Origin of the sequence: Halobaculum sp. CBA1158 (genome assembly GCF_021431925.1) — an archaeon.
Classification (GTDB): Archaea; Halobacteriota; Halobacteria; order Halobacteriales; family Haloferacaceae; genus Halobaculum.
The window spans coordinates 1,576,890-1,598,279 of sequence record NZ_CP090371.1; the positions used below are offsets into that span (position 1 = coordinate 1,576,890).

At 70.3% G+C, this 21,390-nt stretch carries 22 protein-coding genes and 1 pseudogene; 7 read left to right on the top strand and 16 right to left on the bottom strand.

Translation table 11 applies throughout. The annotated features are described in order from the left end of the window. Positions 1-57 precede the first annotated feature (57 nt). The 5 genes from Hbl1158_RS08305 to Hbl1158_RS08325 all read left to right on the top strand — a co-directional run bounded on the left by Hbl1158_RS08305 (position 58) and on the right by Hbl1158_RS08325 (position 4,178). A complete protein-coding gene (locus Hbl1158_RS08305; protein ID WP_234299496.1) occupies positions 58-876 on the top strand; it encodes a tRNA-dihydrouridine synthase in 819 nt (272 codons plus the stop codon). After that, the gene (locus tag Hbl1158_RS08310) at positions 873-1,841 is read left to right on the top strand and encodes a triphosphoribosyl-dephospho-CoA synthase (protein WP_303647412.1); all 969 of its coding nucleotides are present in this window, start codon (positions 873-875) and stop codon (positions 1,839-1,841) included. Before Hbl1158_RS08305 ends, Hbl1158_RS08310 begins: the two co-directional genes overlap by 4 nt. 16 nt (positions 1,842-1,857) lie before the next feature. Continuing rightward, positions 1,858-2,625, top strand: coding sequence for a DUF447 domain-containing protein (locus Hbl1158_RS08315; RefSeq protein WP_234296349.1), 768 nt, complete (start codon positions 1,858-1,860; stop codon positions 2,623-2,625). 80 nt (positions 2,626-2,705) lie between these two features. Continuing rightward, complete coding sequence (locus tag Hbl1158_RS08320; RefSeq protein ID WP_234296351.1) at positions 2,706-2,903, top strand: 30S ribosomal protein S17e; 198 nt, start codon at positions 2,706-2,708, stop codon at positions 2,901-2,903. Positions 2,904-3,074: 171 nt separating this feature from the next. Further along, positions 3,075-4,178 (top strand): DUF63 family protein, encoded by a 1,104-nt coding sequence (locus Hbl1158_RS08325; RefSeq protein ID WP_234296352.1) that lies wholly within the window; start codon positions 3,075-3,077, stop codon positions 4,176-4,178. A gap of 36 nt (positions 4,179-4,214) precedes the next feature. Here Hbl1158_RS08325 and Hbl1158_RS08330 read toward each other — a convergent pair whose 3' ends face one another. Together Hbl1158_RS08330 and Hbl1158_RS08335 are read right to left on the bottom strand one after the other, a co-directional pair. Continuing rightward, positions 4,215-4,586, bottom strand: coding sequence for a nuclear transport factor 2 family protein (locus Hbl1158_RS08330; RefSeq protein ID WP_234296353.1), 372 nt, complete (start codon positions 4,584-4,586; stop codon positions 4,215-4,217). Positions 4,587-4,707: 121 nt separating this feature from the next. Beyond that, positions 4,708-6,582: an acetyl-CoA carboxylase biotin carboxylase subunit gene (locus Hbl1158_RS08335; RefSeq protein WP_234296357.1), complete on the bottom strand. Its 1,875-nt coding sequence runs from the start codon at positions 6,580-6,582 to the stop codon at positions 4,708-4,710. Between the two features lie 119 nt (positions 6,583-6,701). Here Hbl1158_RS08335 and Hbl1158_RS08340 point away from each other — a divergent pair, with 119 nt between their 5' ends. After that, complete coding sequence (locus Hbl1158_RS08340) at positions 6,702-7,373, top strand: glycerophosphodiester phosphodiesterase (RefSeq protein WP_234296359.1); 672 nt, start codon at positions 6,702-6,704, stop codon at positions 7,371-7,373. Between the two features lie 28 nt (positions 7,374-7,401). Here Hbl1158_RS08340 and Hbl1158_RS08345 read toward each other — a convergent pair whose 3' ends face one another. The 14 genes and pseudogenes from Hbl1158_RS08345 to moaA all read right to left on the bottom strand — a co-directional run bounded on the left by Hbl1158_RS08345 (position 7,402) and on the right by moaA (position 20,038). Further along, positions 7,402-7,686: an acc operon protein gene (locus Hbl1158_RS08345; RefSeq protein ID WP_234296361.1), complete on the bottom strand. Its 285-nt coding sequence runs from the start codon at positions 7,684-7,686 to the stop codon at positions 7,402-7,404. A gap of 1 nt (position 7,687) precedes the next feature. Beyond that, positions 7,688-9,232 (bottom strand): acyl-CoA carboxylase subunit beta, encoded by a 1,545-nt coding sequence (locus tag Hbl1158_RS08350; protein ID WP_234299498.1) that lies wholly within the window; start codon positions 9,230-9,232, stop codon positions 7,688-7,690. Positions 9,233-9,331: 99 nt separating this feature from the next. After that, the gene (locus Hbl1158_RS08355) at positions 9,332-10,246 is read right to left on the bottom strand and encodes a carbohydrate kinase family protein (RefSeq protein WP_234296362.1); all 915 of its coding nucleotides are present in this window, start codon (positions 10,244-10,246) and stop codon (positions 9,332-9,334) included. Positions 10,247-10,362: 116 nt separating this feature from the next. Next, a pseudogene (locus Hbl1158_RS08360) lies at positions 10,363-11,307 on the bottom strand (ribose 1,5-bisphosphate isomerase); the annotation flags it as partial. Between the two features lie 114 nt (positions 11,308-11,421). Next, a complete protein-coding gene (locus Hbl1158_RS08365) occupies positions 11,422-12,162 on the bottom strand; it encodes an enoyl-CoA hydratase/isomerase family protein (RefSeq protein ID WP_234296368.1) in 741 nt (246 codons plus the stop codon). Between the two features lie 166 nt (positions 12,163-12,328). After that, positions 12,329-13,411, bottom strand: a complete 1,083-nt coding sequence (locus tag Hbl1158_RS08370; RefSeq protein ID WP_234296369.1) for a methionine synthase — start codon at positions 13,409-13,411, stop codon at positions 12,329-12,331. After that, entirely contained in the window at positions 13,408-14,442 is a 1,035-nt protein-coding gene (locus tag Hbl1158_RS08375; RefSeq protein WP_234296371.1) for a 5-methyltetrahydropteroyltriglutamate--homocysteine methyltransferase, read from the bottom strand. The genes Hbl1158_RS08370 and Hbl1158_RS08375 overlap by 4 nt, the downstream gene beginning before the upstream one ends. 95 nt (positions 14,443-14,537) lie before the next feature. Beyond that, complete coding sequence (locus Hbl1158_RS08380) at positions 14,538-15,194, bottom strand: HemK2/MTQ2 family protein methyltransferase (protein ID WP_234296373.1); 657 nt, start codon at positions 15,192-15,194, stop codon at positions 14,538-14,540. Continuing rightward, positions 15,187-16,476, bottom strand: coding sequence for a mechanosensitive ion channel family protein (locus Hbl1158_RS08385; protein WP_234296375.1), 1,290 nt, complete (start codon positions 16,474-16,476; stop codon positions 15,187-15,189). The genes Hbl1158_RS08380 and Hbl1158_RS08385 overlap by 8 nt, the downstream gene beginning before the upstream one ends. Continuing rightward, positions 16,473-17,333, bottom strand: a complete 861-nt coding sequence (locus Hbl1158_RS08390; RefSeq protein ID WP_234296382.1) for a 16S ribosomal RNA methyltransferase A — start codon at positions 17,331-17,333, stop codon at positions 16,473-16,475. The genes Hbl1158_RS08385 and Hbl1158_RS08390 overlap by 4 nt, the downstream gene beginning before the upstream one ends. Before the next feature lie 122 nt (positions 17,334-17,455). Next, positions 17,456-18,166 carry a DUF655 domain-containing protein gene (locus tag Hbl1158_RS08395; RefSeq protein WP_234296384.1) on the bottom strand — a complete coding sequence of 237 codons (711 nt, stop codon included), beginning with the start codon at positions 18,164-18,166 and terminating at the stop codon, positions 17,456-17,458. 95 nt (positions 18,167-18,261) lie between these two features. Beyond that, a complete protein-coding gene (locus Hbl1158_RS08400; RefSeq protein ID WP_234296386.1) occupies positions 18,262-18,618 on the bottom strand; it encodes an RNA polymerase Rpb4 family protein in 357 nt (118 codons plus the stop codon). A 4-nt stretch (positions 18,619-18,622) separates the two neighbouring features. Then, positions 18,623-18,916 carry a 50S ribosomal protein L21e gene (locus Hbl1158_RS08405; protein ID WP_234296389.1) on the bottom strand — a complete coding sequence of 98 codons (294 nt, stop codon included), beginning with the start codon at positions 18,914-18,916 and terminating at the stop codon, positions 18,623-18,625. 111 nt (positions 18,917-19,027) lie between these two features. After that, the gene (moaA, locus tag Hbl1158_RS08410; RefSeq protein ID WP_234296391.1) at positions 19,028-20,038 is read right to left on the bottom strand and encodes a GTP 3',8-cyclase MoaA; all 1,011 of its coding nucleotides are present in this window, start codon (positions 20,036-20,038) and stop codon (positions 19,028-19,030) included. A 170-nt stretch (positions 20,039-20,208) separates the two neighbouring features. On the opposite strand from moaA, the gene Hbl1158_RS08415 reads away from it, so the two are divergent. Continuing rightward, complete coding sequence (locus Hbl1158_RS08415; RefSeq protein ID WP_234296393.1) at positions 20,209-21,282, top strand: Mrp/NBP35 family ATP-binding protein; 1,074 nt, start codon at positions 20,209-20,211, stop codon at positions 21,280-21,282. Positions 21,283-21,390: the final 108 nt, after the last annotated feature.

Below are 21,390 nucleotides of genomic sequence, written 5' to 3' on the forward strand. Positions count from 1 at the left end.
ACCCCGGCCACGGCCCTGCCGAGCGCGACCGATGGCGGCTCCACCCGCGCGGCCGACCTGGGGATCGACCCGCCGCTCGCGCTGGCGAGCCTCTCCGGCGAGGCCGACGCCGACTGGGCCCGTGCGGGCAGCGAACACGCCGGCGCGGCGTTTCTCGGCGGGATCGCCCTCGACGCCGAGAGCCGCGATGCCGTCCGGGAGATGGTCGCCGACCGCGACCGAACGGAGTTCCTCCCGGCGGACCCGATCGCGTGGATCGACCGACAGCTCGCGGCCCTCGCGGACACCCCGATCCGGCCCGCGGTGAACGTCCGCGCGACCGGGACCGCCCCGTTGCGCGCGGCCGGCGAGGCCTGTGCGGGCCACGACGCGATCCTGGAGGTGAACGCCCACTGCCGGCAGGCGGAGCTGTGCGGCGTGGGCTGCGGCGAGGCGCTCCTGTCGGACACCGAGCGCCTGATCGAGTACGTCGCCGCCGCGAGCGACGCCGACTGCGACGTGAGCGTGAAGGTGCGCGCGGAGGTGGACGGCGTCGACTTGGGACGGACAGCCCGCGCCGTCGCCGACGCGGGCGCGGACGCCGTCCACGTCGACGCGATGGACTCCGAGGGCGTCGTCGCCCTCGCGAAGGACGCCGCCCCAGAACTGGTGGTGATCGCGAACAACGGCGTCCGCGACCGCGCGACCGTCCGAGAGTACCTCGCCGCCGGCGCGGACGCGGTGAGCGTCGGCCGTCTCAGCGACGACCCGCGGGTGCTCCGCCGGGTGCGTGCGGCCGTCGACGGATGGGTCGCCGGCGACGCCTCGAGGCCACGTGAGACCCGAGAGTCCAGAGAGCCCAGGGAGATCCGGGACACCCGGGAGGTGTCGCGGTGACGCCCCCGGCCGCACCCGACGGCTCCGACGGCTCCGACGGCGACCGCGGCGACGACCTTCGCCGCCGAGGGCCGGCGGCGAACGCCGAACTCGCGCTCCTGTTGGAGGTCGCCGGGACGCCCAAGCCGGGCAACGTCGACCGCGAGCGCGACCTCGCGGACCTCCGGTTCGAGCAGTTCCTCGCGGGCGCTGTGGGCGCGCGACCGGGACTCGAGCGCGCCGCCGCCGGCGATCCGGTCGGTTCGGCGTTCGAGACGGCCGTCGCCGGGATGAGCCGGCAGTCCGGCGGAAACACCCAGTTCGGCTGCCTGCTCCTGTTGGTTCCGCTGGTGCGTGCCGCGGCCGCGGACGACCGCGCGCTCGATCCCGAGGGCGTGTCGGGGATCTGTGCGTCGACGACCGTCGACGACGCGGCCGGCTTCTACCGCGCGTTCGAGCACGTCGACGTGGCGGTCGCGGAGCCCCGGCCCGGGATGGACGCGCTGGACGTGCGCCGCGGCGGCGACGCGGTTCCGGCGCTTCGCGAGCGCGGCCTGTCGCTGTTCGACGTGATGCGCGAATCGGCCGAATCGAAGGGGGACCGCGCGGGCGACGGCGGGGACGGCGATTCCGCCGGACGCGACCCCGACGGCGGCGGCGACGCGAACGCCCGCGAGTGGGTCGAGGGGTTCCCGCGGACGTTCCGCGCTGCCGAAGCGATTCGGGCGGACGACGGGCCCGTGACCGACCGGGCCGCCCGGGCGTTCCTCGACCTGCTCGCCGAGGCCGAGGACACGCTCGTTCGAACCCAACACGGCCCGACTGTCGCCCGCGAGGTCCGCGAGACCGCCGCCGAAATCGACTCGCTCGAGGAGGCGGATGCGTGGGCCGACGACCTGGTCGACCGCGGGATCAACCCGGGGACGACGGCGGACATCACCGCCGCGGCGCTGTTCGTCGCGCTGGAGCGCGGGGTGGCCGTGTGACCGGCGGGGTGGCGGTGTGAGCGACGATCCGCCCGCGAGCGACGCCGGTCACGGCGATCGCGACGCCCCCGCCGAGGACGGCGACTGGCCCGCCCGTCTGCGAGGAGTCACCGAGTCGGTCGTCGCGACGCTCGGGCCGAACGACCTGTGGAACCTCGCGGCGCTCGGGCTTCACGACCCCGAACACGACGGACGGCCCTCGGAGGAGCCGGTGCGTGCGCGGACCTGGGGTCGGACCCGGACCAGGCGTAACTTCGAGGCGCGCGGCGGCGGCGTCGTCCAGTTCGTGACGGACCCGCGGGAGTTCGTCGACGCCGCGGCGACCGTGCGCGAGGAGTCCGACCCCGTGCTCGACTCGGCCGACGCGTGGGCCGAAGTGACCGCCGAGCGCGTCGACGCCGGAGAACGCGGCGGCACCGAGTGGGCGGACTGGCACCTGCGCGTCGTCGACAGCGCCGTCGAGCGCGAAGGGGTTCGGACGATCAACCGCGGCTTCGGCGCGGTCGTCGACGCCACGGTCGCGGCCTCCCGACTCGACGTACCCGCCTACGACACGGAGGAGCTGCTCGGACGGTTGCGGTACTTCGAGAGCGTGGTCGAGCGGTGCGGCGGCCCCGCCGAGCGCGAGGCGTTCGAGCGACTGAGCGACGTTAGCGGATGGCGCTCCCGACTCTCGGGTGGCGTCGGCGGAATCGACGACGGCGGAATCGACGACGGCGGAAGCGGCGACGGCGAGGGCGACGACCGCGACGGCGACGAGGACGCCGACCGCGACGACGCCTGAGTTCCCGGGCGCGGCGGGCCGTGGCTCCGGTTCGGGGACGGAACGAACGCTTTTAGTTCGCGTTCCGTCTTACTGCCCGTATGGCGATCAAACCGAAGTACGTCAAGCAGCTCGCGACGCTCCTGCTCGAGAAGTACCCGCAGTCGTTCAACGCCGACTTCGAGACGAACAAGGAGAACGTCGAGAAACTCACCAACGTCGAGTCGAAGGGCGTTCGAAACCGCATCGCGGGCTACATCACGCGCAAGAAGGCGGGCGGCAACGCCGGCGCGGCGTAACTGAGGGGGATTCTGCGGTCTCGCACCGAGTGCGTCCTCGGAGCCGTCGGCTCGTCGGGGGTTGTGGACCCGGGGAGTACCGGCCGGAGTCCGTCCGGCGAGGAGACGCGGTGAGTCGCACGCGACGCACGCGACCGACACCTTCAACGAGGAGGGAGCCCGCACCCCGGTATGTCGACTTCCTCGCTGGCCGACCGGCTCGGCACCTCCCCGGTGGTCGCGTACCTCGCGGCGGTGTCGGCGGGGACGCTCGCGCTCGTTGCCGGGGCGGTCGCGTTCCCCGAGACCGTCTACGACGGATTCGTCTGGCACTACTTCTGGGGACCGGTGCAGGCGGACGCCAACTCGGCCGTCTGTGCGATCCGACCGGGGAGCACCGTCGAGTATCTCTACTCTAGTGCCGAGTGCACGGCGGCCGCCGAACCCGTCGCGTACCCCGGGTACACGCTCGTCTCGGAGGCGGGGTACGTCGCGGTCCTGCTCGTCGCGCTCGCGGGCGTGGTGCTGTTGCTGCGCCGCCTCGACATCGGTCGTCGGATCGAGTTCTTCCTCGCGCTCGTCCCGTACTTCCTGTTCGGGGGCGCGCTGCGCGTCGTGGAGGACGCCGACAACGCGATGTCCGACACGCTGCTCCCGTACCCGTGGGACACCCTGCTCATCAGCCCGATCATCTACTTCACCGTGTTCGGCGTGACGCTCGGGATCGTCGGCGCGGCGATCGCGGCGGAGCGCCGCGGCGTCGTCGACAACATCCACCGACCGATCCTCGCGTCCGGGATCGGACTGAACGTCCTCACGATCGGGTTCCTGGCCGCGCTTTCGGCGACACCGGACAACCCCGTGACGTTCTACCCGCAGGTGATCGGCGTCATACTCGTCGGCACCGCCGTCTCCGCGGCGGCGACGTGGTACGCGACGCGGGCGTGGATCCCGTGGGTCCACTCCGGCACCGGCACGGCGGGGATCGTCGTCCTCGGGGCGCACGCGCTCGACGGCGTCGCCAACGTCGTCGGTCTCGACTACATGGTCGCGCTGGGCGCGGGACCCAACCTCGTTCCGAAACACCCCGTGAACCAGTTCATCGTCGACACCGCCGGGGCGGCGTGGCCGTTCCTCGTGGTGAAACTCGCGGCGGCCGTGCTCGTGCTCGCGATCTTCGAGGAGGAACTGTTCGACGACTCCCCGCGGTACGCCGTGCTCCTGCTGATCGCGGTGACGGCCGTCGGAATGGGACCGGGGAGCCGCGACATGCTGCGCGCGACGTTCGGGATCTGATCGGCCCTCGTCAGAACGCGACCCCCACTCGGGGGGTCAGTTCTTCGGGGTGACGACGGCCCCGAGGGTCTGCGTCTCGATCGTCCCGTCCCGGATCAGGAACGTGTCGGTCGCGAACTCGTAGGCGTTGTCTGGCGTCTCCGCGTGCCAGGTGATGTACGCGATGTCCCCTTCGACGACCTGCTGGTCCCGCTGGAAGTCGACGCCGTTCTGGCCGAACTCCGCGAACAGCCCCTCGAACAGCGTCCGGATCTCGTCGAGGCCGCGGAACGACCCGTTCGTGTTCGTGACGACGACGGAGTCCTCGTCGTAGTCCGCCAGCGTCTCGTCGAGGTCCTGATCCGTGAACGCGGCGAGGTGGTGGTCGAGAACGGACTCCGTCGTGGCCGATGGGCTCGTGGATGCCATGCGTCACCTCGTCTCTTCGACAGCGGCGGAAAACTGCGTATCGGCAGGAAAGCGTCGGTTGCGTATCAGGTGGCTCGGCCGGCGACGCCGGCGTCGGCCACCGCGTCGGTCCTCGTCGCGGTCACTCCAGGACGACGAGCACGTCGCCCATGTCGACGGAGTCGCCCTCGCCGACGAGCACCTGATCCACGACGCCCCCCTTGTCGGCGACCACGTCGTTCTCCATCTTCATCGCCTCCAGCACGCACACCACGTCGCCGGCGGCGACCTCGTCGCCCTCGCTCACGTCGACCGAGAGGATCGTGCCCTGCATCTCCGCGGCGATGGCCTCTCCGTCGCCCTCGATGACAACCTCGTCGTCGTCGTCGTCCGCCTGCGCCACGTCGGGGCGCTCCATCCGTCCGGAGCCGGAGCCGGAATCGCCGCCGTTGGGCGTCGGGATCGCGGGCGCGCCGCGCTCCTCCAGGCTCACGTCGAAGCGCTTGCCGTTCACCTCGACGGTGAACTCGCGCTCGGTGGACTCCTCCCCGGCGTCCGCGTCGCCCCCGAGGTCGGCGTCGCCTGTTCCCCACCGCTCTTGCGCCTCGGTGAACTTCGAGCGGTCGGCCTCCTCGTCGAGGTACTTCGTCGTGTGTTTGCCCGCGACGAACTGCTCGTCGGTGAGCATCAGCCGGTGGAAGGGGACGATGGTGACGACGCCCTCGATGTCGTACTCGGCGAGCGCGCGTCGCGACCGAGCGATGCACTCCTCGCGGTCGCTCCCGTGGACGATGAGCTTCGCGATCATCGAGTCGTAGTCGGTGACGAGGTCGTCGCCCTGCCGGAGCGCGTCGTCGAGGCGGACGCCGATGCCGCCAGGCGGGTCGTACGTGTCCAGGCTCCCCTCGTTCGCGGGCGCGAAGTCGTCGGCGGCGTTCTCGGCGTTGATCCGGAACTCGATGGCGTGGCCCTCCAACTCGACGTCGTCCTGTGAGAACCCGATCTCTTCGCCCATCGCGACCCTGAGCTGCTCTTTCACGATGTCGATACCGGTCAGCTCCTCTGTGACGGTGTGCTCGACCTGGATCCGGGTGTTCACCTCGAGGAAGTAGAAGTTCGTGTCGGGGCCGAGCAGCTCGCCGTCCGCGCGGTCGGTGTCCTCCTCGACGAGGAACTCGACGGTGCCGGCGTTGGTGTAGTCGGCCGCGCGGACGCCGCGGCGGGCGGCCTCGCCGATCTGCTCGCGCAGTTCGTCCGACAGCGCCGGCGACGGCCCCTCCTCGATCACCTTCTGGTGGCGACGCTGGAGCGAGCAGTCGCGCTCTCCCAGGTGACGGACGTTACCGTGGTGGTCGGCGACGATCTGCACCTCGATGTGACGCGGGTTCTCCAGGTAGCGCTCCAGGTACACCGAGTCGTTCGAGAAGTACGCCTCGCCCTCGCGCTTGGCCGAGTCGAGTTGGTCCGCGGCCTCGTCCGCCGACTTGACGACCTTCATGCCGCGACCGCCGCCGCCGCCCTCCGCCTTGATCGCGACGGGGTAGCCGTGTTCGTCGCCGAAGTCGGTGACCGCCTCGACCTCGGTGACGGGGTCGTTCGTCCCGGGGACGATCGGCACGTCGGCCTCTTGCATGATCGTCCGGGCCTTCGTCTTCTCGCCCAGCGACTCCATCGCATCGCCGTCGGGGCCGATCCACGTGATCCCCTCGGCGTCGCCGACCTTCGCGGCGAAGTCGGCGTTCTCCGCCAGGAAGCCGTATCCCGGGTGGATCGCGTCCGCACCGGCCTGTCTGGCGGCGTCGACGATCGCGTCCTGGTCGAGGTAGGAGTCGGCCGCGCGGGCGGGACCCACGTTGTACGCCTCGTCGGCGTATCGGACGTGGCCGCCGTGTTTGTCGGCCTCGGAGTACACGGCGACCGTGTCGATGCCGAGCTCCTCGCAGGCGCGCATCACGCGCACCGCGATCTCCCCGCGGTTGGCGACGAGCACCTTGTCGAATTCCTGAGTTTCGGTCATTCTTGCGAGGTGGTTCTGCAGGCCGTCTACTCAAACCGTCGGTTCGGGATCGTCCGGCAAGCGGGGGTTCACGCGCGACGGGCCGGAAGCGTATGGTGCTCGCGATCGAACCGTGTGGTATGCGCGTCGTCGGCCACCGCGGCTGTCCGGAACTGTACCCCGAGAACACCGCCCTCGCGTTCGGCGAAGCGAGCGCCCGCTGCGACTGGATCGAGTTCGACGTTCGCCGGTGCGGCTCCGGCGAGCCGGTCGTCCTCCACGACGAGACGCTCGCCAGGACCGTCGGCGTCGAGCGCGCGGTCGCGGACCTGTCGCTCTCGGATCTTCGAGCGTACAGCGTCGGCGACTCGGACGAGCCGGTTCCCACGCTCGCAGCGGCGCTGGCGGCGGTTCCAGAGGACACCGTGGTAAACGTCGAACTCAAGGAGGAGGGGCTGGCCGAAGCAGTCGCGGACGCGGCCGACCGCGTCGGCAACGAGGTGGTCGTCTCGTCGTTCTCTCCGGCGGCGCTCCGGGCGACGCAGGCGGCGTCCGGCCTCCCGATCGCGACGGTGACGATGGACCCGGACGCGTGGGAGGACACCCTGGCGCTCGCGACGGAACTGGACGCGGAGTACGTCCACCCGCGATACGACCTCCTGTTCTCGAGGCCCACGCGCGTCGCGGAGGCACACGACCGCGGGCTAGACGTGAACGCGTGGACCCTCAGATCGGCGGAGCCGTTCGACCGGGTGGCCGCCCTCGGTGTCGACGGCGTGATCGTGGACGACCCGGCGTACGCGGGGCGGTAGCGACGCGGAGAGAGGTCGCCCCGGGCTGTCAGAACCGGTCGGTGCGCCCGCTTGCCGTCCACGCGTCCGTCGGGCCCCCCCGCGGAACGCGTGCGCCGCGACCGCCGATGCCCTCGAGTCGGCCGGCGAACGCCCAGCGCTTGCCGTCCCACGTGTCCGCCGCCTCGTCCGCGTCGTCCGCAGCGGCGGCGGCCGCGACCTCGGCGTCGCGGACGTGCGCGCCGACGGCGGCGAGTATCGCGGCCGCCTCCTCGTCGTCGGCGTCCTCGGGGACGGTCAGGCGCTCGGCGACCGGGGAATCGTCGTCGGTCATCTCAGATCGGGATGTTACCGTGCTTCTTGTCCGGAAGCGATTCGCGTTTCGAAGAGAGCATCTCCAGGTCGTCGATGAGCCGCGGACGCGTCTCCGTCGGTTCGATCACGGCGTCGAGAAAGCCCTTGTCCGCGGCGGTGTAGGGGTTCGCGAACTCCTCGCGGTACTCGTCGATCAGCTCCTCGCGCTTCGCCTCGGGGTCGTCGGCGTCGGCGAGTTCGTCGTCGTAGAGGATGTTCACGGCCCCCTGGGGGCCCATGACCGCGATCTCGGCGGTCGGCCACGCGTAGTTCACGTCGCCGCCGATGTGCTTGGAGGCCATCACGTCGTACGCGCCGCCGTACGCCTTGCGCGTGATCACCGTCAGGAGCGGGACGGTCGCCTCCGAGTAGGCGTACAGCAGCTTCGCGCCGTGGCGGATGATCCCGTTGTGCTCCTGATCGGTGCCGGGCATGAACCCGGGCACGTCGACGAAGGTGACGATCGGGAGGTTGAACGCGTCGCAGAAGCGGACGAACCGCGCGCCCTTCTCGGAGGCTTCGATGTCGAGCGTTCCGGCGTTGACGCGGGGCTGGTTCGCGACGACGCCGACCGAGCGGCCGTCGAGCCGGGCGAAGCCGGTGACGATGTTCTTCGCGAAGTCCGCGTGCGTCTCGAAGAAGGAGCCCTCGTCGACGACGCGGTCGACGACGTTCGTGATGTCGTACGGCTTGCGCGGCTCGTCGGGGACGATCGAGGTCAGCTCGTCGTCGCGCCGGTCGGGATCGTCCCACGGGTCCACCCTGGGCGGGTCCTCGACGTTGTTCTGCGGGAGGTACGACAGCAGGCGACGCATGTCGTCGAGCGCCTCCTCCTCGGACTCCTCCGCGAAGTGCGCGACGCCGGAGGTGGAGGCGTGCGTCTGTGCGCCGCCCAGTTCCTCGAAGCTCACCTCCTCGCCCGTGACGGTCTTGATGACCTCCGGGCCGGTGATGAACATGTGGCTGGACTCTTTCACCATGAAGGTGAAGTCCGTGATGGCGGGCGAGTACACAGCGCCGCCGGCACACGGCCCCATGATGCCCGAGAGCTGCGGGATCACTCCGGAGGCCTCGGTGTTGCGTCGGAAGATCTCCGCGTAGCCGGCCAGCGAACTGACGCCCTCCTGGATCCGCGCGCCGGCGGAGTCGTTGAGGCCGACGACGGGCGCGCCCACGTCCATCGCCTTGTCCATCACCTTGCACACCTTCTCGGCGAACACCTCTCCCAGCGAGCCGCCGAAGACGGTGAAGTCGTGGGCGAACACGAACGTCTTGCGGCCGTTCACCTCGCCGTAGCCCGTCACGACGCCGTCGCCCGGGATCTGCTTCTCCTCCATCCCGAACGAGTGGGTGTCGTGGGTGCGGAACTGGTCGAACTCGTGGAAGGTGTCGTCGTCGAGGAAGTAGTCGATCCGCTCGCGCGCGGTCATCTTCCCCTTCTCGTGTTGGGCCTCGATCCGGTCCTCGCCGCCGCCCTTCCGGGCCTCGGCGCGCTTCTCGCGGAGCTCCTCGATTCGGTCCTCCATCGTCACGGCCGGTCACCTCGGTGCGCAGCGGTCATTCGTTGCCGTCAGGTGTGACCACGTGGGCCTTAGGGGTTCCGTAACAGGCCACGGATAGCCAACTCAGGCGTCGTCGAGGAACGCGGCCACGCGCTCGGAGGTCACCTCGACGCGCGCGCCGACCTCGCCGGCGGCGATCGCGCCACAGGCGTTTGCCACGGAGAGCGCCCGTTCGTAGCCGTCGCCGTCGAGTCGGGCCGACAGGAAGCCCGCGGCGAAGGCGTCGCCCGCGCCGGTCGTGTCGACGGCGTCGGTGGCGAAGCCGTCGTGCGTGTAGGTCCGTCCGGCTCCGCGGTCGCGGACCTCCGATCCCGCCGCGCCGTGGGTGACGACGAGCGCCGCGTCCTCGTGCAGCGCGGCGACGCCCGTGCCACCGTCCCCGTCCTCATCGAGCAGGGCGGCCGCCTCGCGCCGGTTACAGAAGATCAGGTCCGAAAGCGGGAGCGTCGCCGAGAAGTCGCGGTCGGCGAAGCGCCGCCCCGGCGCGAAGCTGACGAGCGCGCCGACCTCCCGTGCACGCCGGGCCAGCGCCGCCGCCACCGCCGGCGGCTGGTTCGTCAAGTGGATCAGATCGGTGTCGGTCGTCAGCACTCCCGCGGGGAGGTCGTCGGCGGTGAACGCCTCGTTAGCCCCCTCGTTCGACAGCACCATCACCTCGCCGTCGGCGTCGACGATCAGGTACTTGACCGCCGTCTCGCCGTCGACCTCGACGAGGTGGGCGGTGACGCCCGCCTCGGTCAGTTCGCGGCGCGCGAGCAGTCCCGATTCGTCGTCGCCGACGGAGCCGAACAGCGACGCCTCGGCGTCCAGTCCGGCCAACGCGGCCGCGACGTTCGCGGCGCTCCCGCCGCCGGCCTGGTGGCGACGCCGGATCTTCACCTCCCCGTCCGGTGCCGGCAGGCTGTCGACGATGAGCGTCACGTCCCAGTTCACGTGTCCCGCACAGAGGACGCGCGGTCGGTCCGACGCCCGGGTCATTCGACCCGGTCCCCCGCCCCGGATTCTACCCCGGATCCCGCCCTCGACTCCGGGCCCGACTCGGCGTCCGAACCGGGTTCGGACGCCCGGGCGTCCGGCCGCTCCCAGGGCCGGTCCGCGGTCTCGCCGAACAGTTCGCGCATCAGGGTGACGATGCTCTCGGGCGGGAACTGACCGGACTCGGTGACGATGGCGTCGACGTACCGCGGCGGCGTCACGTCGAACGCGGGGTTGCGGACATCGATGTCGCCGATGGCGTCGCGCGCGTCGTCGTCGATCACCTCGGTCTCGTCGCGCATCTCGATCTCGACGGTGTGGCCGGTGAGCGTGTCCGGATGGAGCTTGATCGTCTGGGCGGCGACCATGATCGGGACGCCGCGCTCGCGGGCGTTGACAGCCAGCCCGGAGGTGCCGATCTTGTTGACGACGCCGCCGTCGGCGGCGATCGAGTCCGCGCCGACGAGCACGTGATCGGCCTCGTCGAGGTAGCGACGCGCCGCCGAGTCGACGACGAGCGTCACGTCGACGCCCATCTCGCGCAGGGCCTCGGCGGTGATGTGCCCCTGGTTCCGGGGGCGCGTCTCCTTGACGATCGCCGAGAGCTCCTTGCCCTGCGCGACGGCGTGCTCGACGCACGAGAGCGCGTCCGTCGAGTGGCAGTGCGTCATCACGGTGTCGCCGTCGCGGAGGCGATTCGCGCCGACGCGCCCGAGGTCGTTTTGCGCGCGGTCGAGTCGGTCTGTGAACGCGGCCGTCGCCGCCAGCAGGGACTCCCGGAGCGCCTCGACATCGTCGCCTTCCATTCGTCCCAGCGTGTACCGGAGGGCGTTCGGGAGCGACACGGCAGTCGGGCGGGTGTCGTACAGCCGACGGCCCGCGCGCCGCATCGTCCGCTCGAACGCCGCCGGACCGTCGGCGTCGACCGCGCGCGCCTGGTCGGCCAGCGCCTCGGCGGCCGCGGCCGCGATGGTCGCCGCGCCGCGCGTCTCCATCGTCGCGATGTCCTCGGCGGTGGACTCGACCGCCGGCGAGAGCGCCGGAGGTGTGTCCTCGGAGTTCATGCCCCTGCGGTTGTCGCCCCCGGGGTATGAGTCCACGGGTCGAGCGTCGCCGCGGTCGCGACGCGGTCGCGGACGGCCGCCCCACCGACGGCTCCGACCGGCGTCCGCGCGCGCTCACTCCGAGAGGAATCGCTCGGCCGCGGCGCGGCATTCGGGCTCGTCGGCGACCGTCGAGAACCCCTCGACCAGCCGCGCGCGCTCGTCGGCGTCGGCGGTCGCCGCCCGGACGTACCGCTTCACCAGCGCCACCGACGGAGCGGGGACCGAACACACAGACTCGGTCAGCCCCGCGACGGCGTCGTTCAGGGCGTCGGGGTCGTCCGCGTCGACGACGCGGTTGCACAGCCCCCAACTGCGGGCCGTCTCGGCGTCGATGGGGTCGCCGGTGAGCGCGAGTTCGAGCAGTCGCTTGCGGCCGCACGCCTCGCCGACGCGCGCGACGGCGTACGGCGGATACGCGCCGATCGTCGCCTCCGGGAGCGCGAACGTCGCGTCCGCGGTCGCGACCGCGAGATCCGCGGCGGCGACGACCTCGAAGCCGCCGCCGTAGGCCGGGCCGTCGACGGCGGCGATCACCGGCACCTCGACCTGCTCGGGACCGAACAGGGCGTCGTACAGCCGGGTGGCGAGCGTCGCCGGCGCGACCTCCTCGCCCAGTCCCGCCACGGAGGCGATGTCGTCGCCGGCGCAGAACGCCTCGCCGGCTCCACGGAGCACGACCGCGCGCGCCTCCTCGGCACCGCGGTCGAGCGCCTCGCGGAACTCCCGGAGGCCGTCGAGCGTCAGGGCGTTGCGCTTCTCGGGACGGTCGAACGTCAGCGTCGCCACCTCGCCGTCCAGGTCGTAACGGATCACGGCGACGTGGTTTCGGTTGCGAGGTGAAAAGCGGGAGGTCGGGTGAGTTCACGATCGACGGTGCGCCGCCGTGATCGCGGCCGCAACCGCCGTTCCCGCAGTCAACAGTCCGAACCCGGGACCGGTCGTCTCGGTCCCCGTTCCCGTCGGCGTCTCGGTCGGCGTCTCAGTCGTCGGCGGGCGCGGCGTCTTCCACCGCGGGCACGTCGATTTCGCCGGCGTCGAGTTCGGCCTCGACCTCGCGGGCCGCCTGCACCATGTTCTCCATCTTGCCGTAGGCGGCCTCGCGGGGCAGGAGCTTCAGTCCGCAGTCGGGGCTGACGGTGAGCTTCTCCGGCGGGACCACCTTCAGCCCCTGCTCGATGTTCGCTTTGATCTCCTCGACCGACTCGACCTCGGCGACGTGGGCGTCGACGACGCCGAGCGCGAGGTCCGGCTGGAAGTTTCCGTCGGCGAACACGCCGATCTGCTTGTAGTCGTCGTTCGCGAGCTCCACGTCGATCTCGTCGATCGGGAACTCGTTGACCTCGGGGTAGACGCGCGAGTAGTCGCCGTAGCAGACGTGGAGGCCGATGCGGACCTCGTCGTCGATGTCGCTGACGATGCGCTCCAGGCACTCGCCGACGATGGCGTGATCGTCGGGCGTCGTCGCCAGCGCGGGCTCGTCGATCTGGACGTAGCGCGCGCCCGCCTCGACGAGCTTCTCGACCTCCTCGTTCACGAGATCGGCCAGGGCGTACGCCAACTCCTCGTCGTCGTCGTACGCCTCGTTGAACGCCCAGTTCGCGAGCGTGTACGGGCCGGTGATCGGCACCTTCACCGGGCGGCTGGCAACGTCGTCGACGAACTCGAACTCGTCGACCAGCCACGGCTCGTCGTACTCGACGTCCTCGACGACCGACGGCTTGTCGAAGTAGTTGTGGCCCCACACCTTCACCGGGCCGTTGAACTCGTAGCCGTCGATGCGCTCGGCGAAGAACTCGACCATCTCCTCGCGGCGCATCTCGCCGTCGACGACCGTGTCGAGGCCGGCGCGCTCGTGCTCGTGTGTGATGACCCGAGAGGCGTCGTCGGTGGCCTCCTCCCACTCGGAGTCGCCGAAGGAGTGGTCGTCGTCCTCGAAGTGGTCGCGGGCGCGATTCAGCCACTTTGGCTTCGGGTACGAGCCGACGACCGTCGTGAGCAGGAAGTGGTCCGACTCGTGGTCGTCGGGGCGGAACTGCTCGCGGTTCTCCGGGTTGCGACTCACGCCTCCACCTCCGTCTCCGCGGCGTCGGCGTCGCCGGCGGCGATCTCGGCCGCTTCCGCCAGCACCGACAGCTTCGCCTGATGCTTGTTCACCGGGAGGTAGAACGGCTCCGTGTTGGTGGTCACGTACGTCGTCTCGAACTCCTGGGCCGGGATCTGGTCGCGGACCCAGTCGACGCGCTCGGCGACCGTTTCCGGATCCTCGACGAGCGTGTTCTGCCCGTCGACGAGGCCGAGCGCGATGTCGTCGGCCGTGCCCAGTTCGTTGATGCACTCCAGGTTCGCCTCCCGGTCGGCGGCGACGAAGTCGAAGCCGACGGCGTCGACGCCGGCGTCCATGAGGTGGGCGTACGCCGTCTCCTCGAACGCCTCCCAGTACGTGTGGACGACCACGTCGGCGTCGGTCGCGCCCGCGACGCGGTCGATCGTCTCGCTCGCCAGTTCGTTCAGGTCGTCGTCCGGGGCGTTCGTCACGTAGGAGGGCTCGAGCAGGAACAGCGTCTCGTGGGCGGGGAACGCCTCGACCTCGTCGGCGAGGAAGTCGCCGACCGCGTCGAGGAACTCCGCCGCGTCGCCGTAGTGCTCGTCGCTCGCCAGGTCGGCGAGGGTGTACGGACCCGGGAGAACGGCCTGGAGCGCGTCGTCGTCGCCCGCGAGGTCCGCCGCCGCGGTCAGTTCCTCGGCCACGTCGCCGGAGGCGGTCAGCTCGCCGACGACTCGCGGGTCGCGATAGAAGTTGTTGTTGTCGTAGTAGCGGACGATCCCGCCGGTCTCCACGTTGTCGTGGACGGTCAGCGGGTGCGCGAGCATGTCGTCCCACCGGCCCTGACCTTCGACGATCCGGTCGACTCCGGCCTCGCGCTGGTCGGCGACGAACTCGGCGCGCACGTCGTCGTACGCCTCGGCGATCGCCGCGCCCTCGTCGCCGTCGATGAGGTCGTGTTTCTGGTGCCCCTTCAGGTCGGAGAGTTCGCCCTTCGCCCAGTCCGGGAGCGGATACAGCCCCGGCGTGGTGGCGACTACGTCAGTCATCGGTAGAGCGTACGAAATACCGAAGCATAATACTTGTCGTTCGTATTGATGCTTTAGAGTAATCTCCTCTCGCGGTCACGGCCGCGCTGTCGGAGTCACTCCCGGTGGCGAAGCGCGAGGATCGACAGCGTCTCGAACGGATACGACTCCTCGGCTACGGTTTCCGCGTTGAGACCGCGGTCGACGGCGTACTCGACCACCTCGGGGAACCCCGTCAGCGAAGAGACGAGCAGCAGGGCGACGCCGCCGGGCGCGAGCGCGCGCGGGAGGTCGTCGAGGAACGGTTCGATCAGCGCTCGACCGGTCTCGCCGCCCGACAGCGCGACCTCCTGCCAGTCGTCCCACTCGTTGTCCGGGTCCGTCGGGAGGTACGGCGGATTGAACAGCACCGCGTCGAGCGCGCCGTCGCCGAACGGTGCGAGGAGGTCCCCGCGAACGGCCTCGACGCCCCGGCCGCGAGCCCGCTCCGTGGCGTGGGGGTTCACGTCGCTGCCGATCACGCGGTCGGCGTCGCCGTCGGCGGCGACCCGCTCTGCGACCCACCCGGATCCGGTTCCGACCTCCAGGGTCACGCCGCGGGCGTGCTCGACGGCGGCCTCGGCGAGCAGGCCCGAGTCCTCGGCCGGTTCGTACACCGGTGCGTCCAGTCCGCGGCGCTCGGCGAGCGCGTCGCGGGTGTCGTCGCCGTCGACGTCGTCGCCGACCCCGTCACCGCTCCCGTCGCCGTCTCCACGGCGGTCCCCGTCAGGCATCGTCCGACCCGTCGGTACCGCCGTCGTCGGTCGCGGTGTCGGAGTCGCCTCCGGCCTCGCCCCCGGCCTCGCCGTCGGGGTCGATCGGTTCGTCGCCGGCGGCGACCCGGAGTCCGTCCGTCCCGGGACGCGCAGACAGTTCGCGCTGGGGGAACGGGATCTCGATGCCCGACTCGTCGAACGCGCGCTTGACCGCGAGGGTGACCCGGGTGCGCGCCTTCCACATCTTCCTGGCGCTTGGGTTGTCGATGTAGAAGCGCAGTCGCAGACCGACGGCGTCGTCGTCGAAGCCGGTGAGTACGACGTGTGGGTCCGGAGCCGACAGCACGAGATCGATGTCCGTCATCGCTTCCTCGGCGATCTCGATCGCCTCGTCCACGTCGGCCGCGTAGTCGACCCCGACGTCGAGATTGAGCCGGAGTCGTCCCCTGCGCGAGCGGTTCACGACGTCGGTGTCGGTGACGAGATCGTTGGGGATCATCACGTACTCGTCGTCGAAGGTTCGGATCTGGGTGTTGACGATCGTGATGTCGGTGACGACGCCCTCCTGGTCGCCGATGACGACCCAGTCGCCCAGCTCGAACGGCCGCGAGAACAGGACGACGAAGCCCGCGAGCACGGCCCCGAGCGTCTGTCTGGCCGCGAGGCCGAGGACGATGCCGGCGAAGCCGGCACCGACGAGGAGGCTTCCGGGGTTGACGCCCCAGACGGCGAACACGACCATCAGCGCGATCGCGTACACGGTCACCTGGACCACGTGGTGGGCGATCTCGCTTTGGTGATCCGACAGCGCGCTGCGCTGCCGCCCGACCTTCCTGATGGTCCGTTTCGTGAGGCGGGTGAGAAGCGTCGCGCCCGCGAGAATACCGAACGTCAGCACCGCCCGCGCGACGTTGCGGCCCGTGAATATCTCTTCGGGGAGCGCGGTTCCGACGAGCGACACGCCCCGCCAGACGACGATCACGAACAGGCCGAACGCCGCGATGGACGACGTGACGACGACCGCCTGGGCCGATTCGACGAGCAGGTCGCGGTCGTCGAGGCGGTCCTTGAGGAGCGGGCCGGCCCGACGGACGCCGACGACGAGCGCCGCCAACACCAGCGCCGCGAGGGCGGTGACGAGGATCTGCGCGCCGGTGGTCGCGACGAGCGACTGGATCCACGTGACGAGGTCGGTCAGCGCCGCGGCGGTCGCGTCGCCGCCGGGAACGGCCGGCGTGGCGGTTCCACCGACCGGCGTAGGCGAGGGCGTGGGCGAGGGGGTGGGAGTCGACTGCGTCACTGTCCCGGGCCGATCTCGGTCGTCTCGCGAGCCAACTCCGCCAGCGCCGCGAACGACGCCGGCGGGAGGTCGCCCGGTCGGCGCGCGAGGAGGTCCTCGTCGGCGGCCGCGACGACGGCGTCGGCGTCGGCCAGCCCCGAGATGTGCGCCGTGTTCCTGATCGCGTTGCGGACCGTCTTGCGTCGCTGGGTGAACAGCGCCTTCACGAACCGGAGGAAGAACGCCTCGTCGCCGATGGTGTAGTCGGGGTCCCGCGGGAGACAGCGGACGACCGCGCTGTCGACGCGGGGTTGCGGGTCGAACGCTTCCGGCGGGATACACTCGACGATCTCGGCGTCGGCGTAGTGCTGAGTCGACACCGACAGCCGGCCGTACTCGGGGGTCCCCGGCTCGGCGACCATCCGGTCGGCGAACTCCGCCTGGAACATCAACACCAGCGGCCGCCCGAGCGGGAGGAGTCGAAACGCGATCTCCGAGGAGACGCCGTACGGGAGGTTCGACACGGAGGCGGTGAACTCCGGAAGCGCCACACCGAGGGCGTCGCCCGAGACGACCTCGAGTCGGTCGTCCGCGACGGCGTCGGCGAACTCCTCGCGCAGGAACGCCGCCAGGTCGCGGTCGCGCTCGACGACGGTCACGCGCTCGCCCGCGGCGAGCAGTCGGTCGGTGAGCGCGCCGGTGCCGCCGCCGATCTCAAGCAGGTGCGAGCGGTCGGCGTCGTCGGGGAGGTAGCCCGGCAGCCGGTCGAGGACGCGGTCGTCCACGAGGAAGTGCTGGTCGCGGTCGGGGTCCCCCCGGACGCCCGCGCGCCGACGGAGGTCGTCCGGGTCGCGAGACCGGGAGTCGGCGTCAGTCATTGCTCGGGGTTGGAAACCGGCGGGTGTAAATCCGTCCATCACGGCCGAGTCGCCGGCGCGGTCGGAGTCGCGCTCGCGGCGCGGCCACGGCTCGGTCGTCGCCCCGCCCGGTCGCCGACCGGTCAGCCCTTGTTCGCGGTCGGCGCGTCCACGCCGACGAAGATCCGGTACTTCAGGTCGTCGTCGCGTAACTCCTCGAGCACGCGCTCGGCGAGCGTCTCCTGTGGGTCGTGGAGCCCCGAGACGCGCTCGCTCAGGTCCTCGAACGACTCGAACGGGCCGCGCTTTCGCGCGTCGAGGACGTTGTTTCGGAGCTTCTTGCCGATCCCGGGGAGGAGATTCAGCTGGTGGAGGCGCAACGAGATCGGTTCGGCGTCGTTGAAGAAGTCGACGAAGCGTCGCTCGTCGGCCGCGATGACCTCGGAGACGACGTACTCCAACTCCTGGCGCGCGCCCCGATTCAGGTCGTCGTAGCCCACGTCGCGGACGCGCTCGATCCCGGAGGCCGTGTCGGGATCGACGCGGACGCGGTCGCCGATGCCGAACTCGGCGTCCTCGCTCAGTTGGAACTCGAACAGCCGGAAGTCGCGGTCGCCGAGCGCGTACGCGACCGGCGTGCGTCGGTGTTGGGGGCGGTCGTCGTCGGCGCGGCCGTGCGGAAGGAACTCGAGGACGATCGCGTGCACAGCGTCTTCGTCCTCGCCCGCGTCAGCCGCGTCGCCTCCCGCGTCCGCGTCGGCCGCAGCGGGGTCGTCGTCGACCTCGCCGCCGTCGGTGACCGCGTCGCCATCGGGGGGCTCGCCGTCGGGTCCGCCGTCGTGTGCGTGAGTCATGCCTCGGCGTAAGTCGTCGGTCGTGATAAAAGGTCGTCGCCGCCGTCGGATGCCGGGCACGACGCGGCGGGGATGCGCCGAGTCAGCGGGCGTGGTCAGGCGTACTTCGCGACGACGTTCAGTATCTCGTCGAGCTCGTCGCCGTCGAGCGCGTACCGCTCCTGTGCGTACACGGAGCGAAGCTCCGCGCGGTCGCGCGGGAGCAGGTCCGCGATCTTGTACGCCTGCGGCTCGTCCACCTTCTCCAGCTCGAGCAGCTCCTCGACCAGCTCCAGCGACTCGTCGGCGTCGAGGAACGCGAAGCGGTTGACGTGCTCGACCGCGCGCGCAAGCTCGTAGCGCATCTCGCGGTCCTCGTCGGTCGCGCGGTCGTCCTCGACTTCGAGCAGGAGCCGCTTCGTCTGCGAGACGGTGAGGTACTCCTCGTCGAGTTTCTCCTTGAAGATCGTCATCGCGTCACTCGGTTTGCGCGTTCAGGTGAGCGGGCTTGGCGATGATCGTCTTGGCGGTGTCGCCGTCGACGATCTCGACCTTGAACGCCGTTCCCTGCTTGCCGATGACGGTACCGGTGTGGCCGTTGAACCGCGGGTGGAAGCGGCCGTCGGGGATCGACGGGTCCAGCGAGAGGTGGACCTTCTGTCCCTCGTCGAACTCCGCGATCGCCCGCTGGGGCGGCGATGTGCCGCGGTCGCGGGGGTCGTTCGAGAGCTTTCCTCGCGTGCTGTGAAGGGGGCCGTTCGAGCTCGGCATAGTCGTGCGCACGTCTTCTTCCGTCCGGGGTATAAACCCCGCGTTCCGCGCCCCGGGTGGGGCGGAGTCACACGGGAGACGCCGGTGGCGTCGCTCGCCCGTCGGCACCGATCACGCGCCGATGTACTCCTCGTTGATCTCGTACTCGCCGCGGTCGTTCTCGACGAGGTACTCCCCGTAGTAGGGGACGCGGTCGGCGACGACCTCTCGGAACGCCTCCCGGATCTCGGGCTTCGTCATCTCGCCCATCGACTTCAGGTCGTCGTTGCGGTTGAGACAGCCCTTGAGGTATCCCTCGTGGGTGACTCGGACGCGGCCGCAGTTCGCGCAGAAGTCGGCGTTTTCGACGGGGTCGACGATCTCGACCATCCCGAGCCCGGCGGCGTCGGGGGAGTCGGCGCTGGCCGCGTCGGCGTCGCCGACGTAGTAGCGCTTGCGGTCGTGCATCTCCCGGTGCTCGACGCGCACCGCGATGTCCGAGAGCCAGTCGTGGACGCGCCCGATGTCGATGTTCCACTCGGGCCTCCCGGTCAGCTCCGGCATGTACTCGATGAGCTGGAGCTGGAGCCCGTCGTTCTCGGCGACGTGGTCGACCATTCCCTCGACGTAGCCGGCGGTGTGCTCGAACACGACCATGTTGAGCTTCACCGGGTCGAGGCCGGCGTCGACGGCACAGCGCACGCCCTCGAGCACCTGCTCGTAGGCTCCCGACTTGGTTATCTCCGCGAACGCGTCGGGGTCGAGGGCGTCCTGCGAGACGTTGACGCGGTCGAGCCCGGCGTCGACGAGGTCCTCGGCACGACCCGGAAGGAAGGTACCGTTGGTCGTCATCGAGGTCTCCATCGACTCCGGCGTCCGTCGGATGATCTCCTCCAGGTCGTCCCGAAGCATCGGCTCGCCGCCGGTGAACTTCACCGCGTCGACGCCGAACTCGGCGGCGACCTCCAGGAAGCGGACCACGTCGTCGGTGGACATCTCGTCGTCTTGAGCGTCCATCGGCCCGCGCGTGTCCCCCAGTCCCTCGTTGTGGCAGTAGACGCAGTCGAAGTTGCACCGGTCGGTGAGCGAGACGCGTACCCCCGTCACCTCCCGCCCGAAGTCGTCGACCAGCGGTGTCGGCATTATGTAGCAATCTTCGTTCGCTCGTACTTGAACGTGTGGGACGTTCGGGACAAATAGTAATTGTTTGTGGTTACCATCGACGTTTCTACAAAGATACATCGGTCGCCGTTCGGCGGTGCGATGTCACCCCGTGGGAAACCCTTATTCGGGGCGCTCGCCGACAGGCGGACATGGATGAAGCCGCCGTACGCGAGCGACTCGCGGGCGTCGAGGACCCGGACCTCGGCGACGACATCGTCTCGCTCGGCCTCGTGAACGCGGTACAGGTGGACGACGAGGAGGGCGTGATCAGGGTGTCGCTCGCGCTCGGTGCGCCGTACGCCCCGAACGAGACGGCCATCGCCGAGGAAGTTCGAGACGCGCTGGCGGACAGCGACTACGCGCTGGACATCTCCGCGAACGTGGAGTCGGATCTCGACTCCGGGGAGGAGGTGCTCCCGAACGTCAAGAACGTCATCGCGGTCGCCTCCGGCAAGGGCGGCGTCGGGAAGTCGACGGTCGCTGTGAACCTCGCGGCCGGACTCTCCCAACTGGGCGCACGCGTCGGGCTGTTCGACGCCGACATCTACGGGCCGAACGTCCCGCGGATGGTCGACGCCGACGAGGCCCCGCACGCGACCGACCAGGAGACGATCATCCCGCCGCAGAAGTTCGGGATGAAGCTGATGAGCATGGCGTTCCTCGTCGGCGAGGACGACCCCGTCATCTGGCGGGGGCCGATGGTCCACAAGCTGCTCACGCAGCTCGTTGAGGACGTGGAGTGGGGCGCGCTCGACTATCTCGTGCTCGACCTGCCGCCGGGCACCGGCGACACTCAGCTCACTATCCTCCAGACGCTTCCGCTCACGGGGGCTGTGATCGTCACGACCCCCGAGGAGGTCGCCCTCGACGACGCGAACAAGGGCCTGCGGATGTTCGGCAAGCACGACACGAACGTGCTCGGGATCGTCGAGAACATGTCCGGGTTCGTCTGTCCCGACTGCGGCAACGAACACGACATCTTCGGCAAGGGCGGCGGCAAGCAGTTCGCCGCCGACAACGACCTCCCGTTCCTGGGCGGGATCCCCCTGGACCCGTCAGTCAGGCAGGGGGGCGACGGCGGCGCGCCGGTCGTCCGCGAGGACGACGCCGGCGAGGTCGCCGACGCGTTCAGGCTCGTCACCGAGAACGTCGCGAACAACGTCGGCGTCGTCCAGCGCCGGAAGGCGAGCCGGCGCGCAGAGCGCGAGTCGCCGACGCAGTAACGCGAGCGGGTCCCAGCCCGACCCGAGACGAGGCGGGACGGAGACACACCGGTTTTCACGAGCTTCCGACGAGTCGGAAAGGGCTTAGCCGACGGCGCGACGAACGCG

What these genes read in the sequence shown, in the direction of transcription:
- Hbl1158_RS08335 (WP_234296357.1), bottom strand. Translation starts at nt 6,582, where the DNA reads ATGACCGAAACTCAGGAATTCGACAAGGTGCTCGTCGCCAACCGCGGG.
- Hbl1158_RS08400 (WP_234296386.1), bottom strand. Translation starts at nt 18,618, where the DNA reads ATGACGATCTTCAAGGAGAAACTCGACGAGGAGTACCTCACCGTCTCG.
- moaA (WP_234296391.1), bottom strand. Translation starts at nt 20,038, where the DNA reads ATGCCGACACCGCTGGTCGACGACTTCGGGCGGGAGGTGACGGGGGTA.
- Hbl1158_RS08340 (WP_234296359.1), top strand. Translation starts at nt 6,702, where the DNA reads ATGCGCGTCGTCGGCCACCGCGGCTGTCCGGAACTGTACCCCGAGAAC.
- Hbl1158_RS08330 (WP_234296353.1), bottom strand. Translation starts at nt 4,586, where the DNA reads ATGGCATCCACGAGCCCATCGGCCACGACGGAGTCCGTTCTCGACCAC.
- Hbl1158_RS08390 (WP_234296382.1), bottom strand. Translation starts at nt 17,333, where the DNA reads ATGACTGACGCCGACTCCCGGTCTCGCGACCCGGACGACCTCCGTCGG.
- Hbl1158_RS08320 (WP_234296351.1), top strand. Translation starts at nt 2,706, where the DNA reads ATGGCGATCAAACCGAAGTACGTCAAGCAGCTCGCGACGCTCCTGCTC.
- Hbl1158_RS08380 (WP_234296373.1), bottom strand. Translation starts at nt 15,194, where the DNA reads ATGCCTGACGGGGACCGCCGTGGAGACGGCGACGGGAGCGGTGACGGG.
- Hbl1158_RS08350 (WP_234299498.1), bottom strand. Translation starts at nt 9,232, where the DNA reads ATGGAGGACCGAATCGAGGAGCTCCGCGAGAAGCGCGCCGAGGCCCGG.
- Hbl1158_RS08325 (WP_234296352.1), top strand. Translation starts at nt 3,075, where the DNA reads ATGTCGACTTCCTCGCTGGCCGACCGGCTCGGCACCTCCCCGGTGGTC.
- Hbl1158_RS08355 (WP_234296362.1), bottom strand. Translation starts at nt 10,246, where the DNA reads ATGACCCGGGCGTCGGACCGACCGCGCGTCCTCTGTGCGGGACACGTG.
- Hbl1158_RS08405 (WP_234296389.1), bottom strand. Translation starts at nt 18,916, where the DNA reads ATGCCGAGCTCGAACGGCCCCCTTCACAGCACGCGAGGAAAGCTCTCG.
- Hbl1158_RS08375 (WP_234296371.1), bottom strand. Translation starts at nt 14,442, where the DNA reads ATGACTGACGTAGTCGCCACCACGCCGGGGCTGTATCCGCTCCCGGAC.
- Hbl1158_RS08415 (WP_234296393.1), top strand. Translation starts at nt 20,209, where the DNA reads ATGGATGAAGCCGCCGTACGCGAGCGACTCGCGGGCGTCGAGGACCCG.
- Hbl1158_RS08345 (WP_234296361.1), bottom strand. Translation starts at nt 7,686, where the DNA reads ATGACCGACGACGATTCCCCGGTCGCCGAGCGCCTGACCGTCCCCGAG.
- Hbl1158_RS08395 (WP_234296384.1), bottom strand. Translation starts at nt 18,166, where the DNA reads ATGACTCACGCACACGACGGCGGACCCGACGGCGAGCCCCCCGATGGC.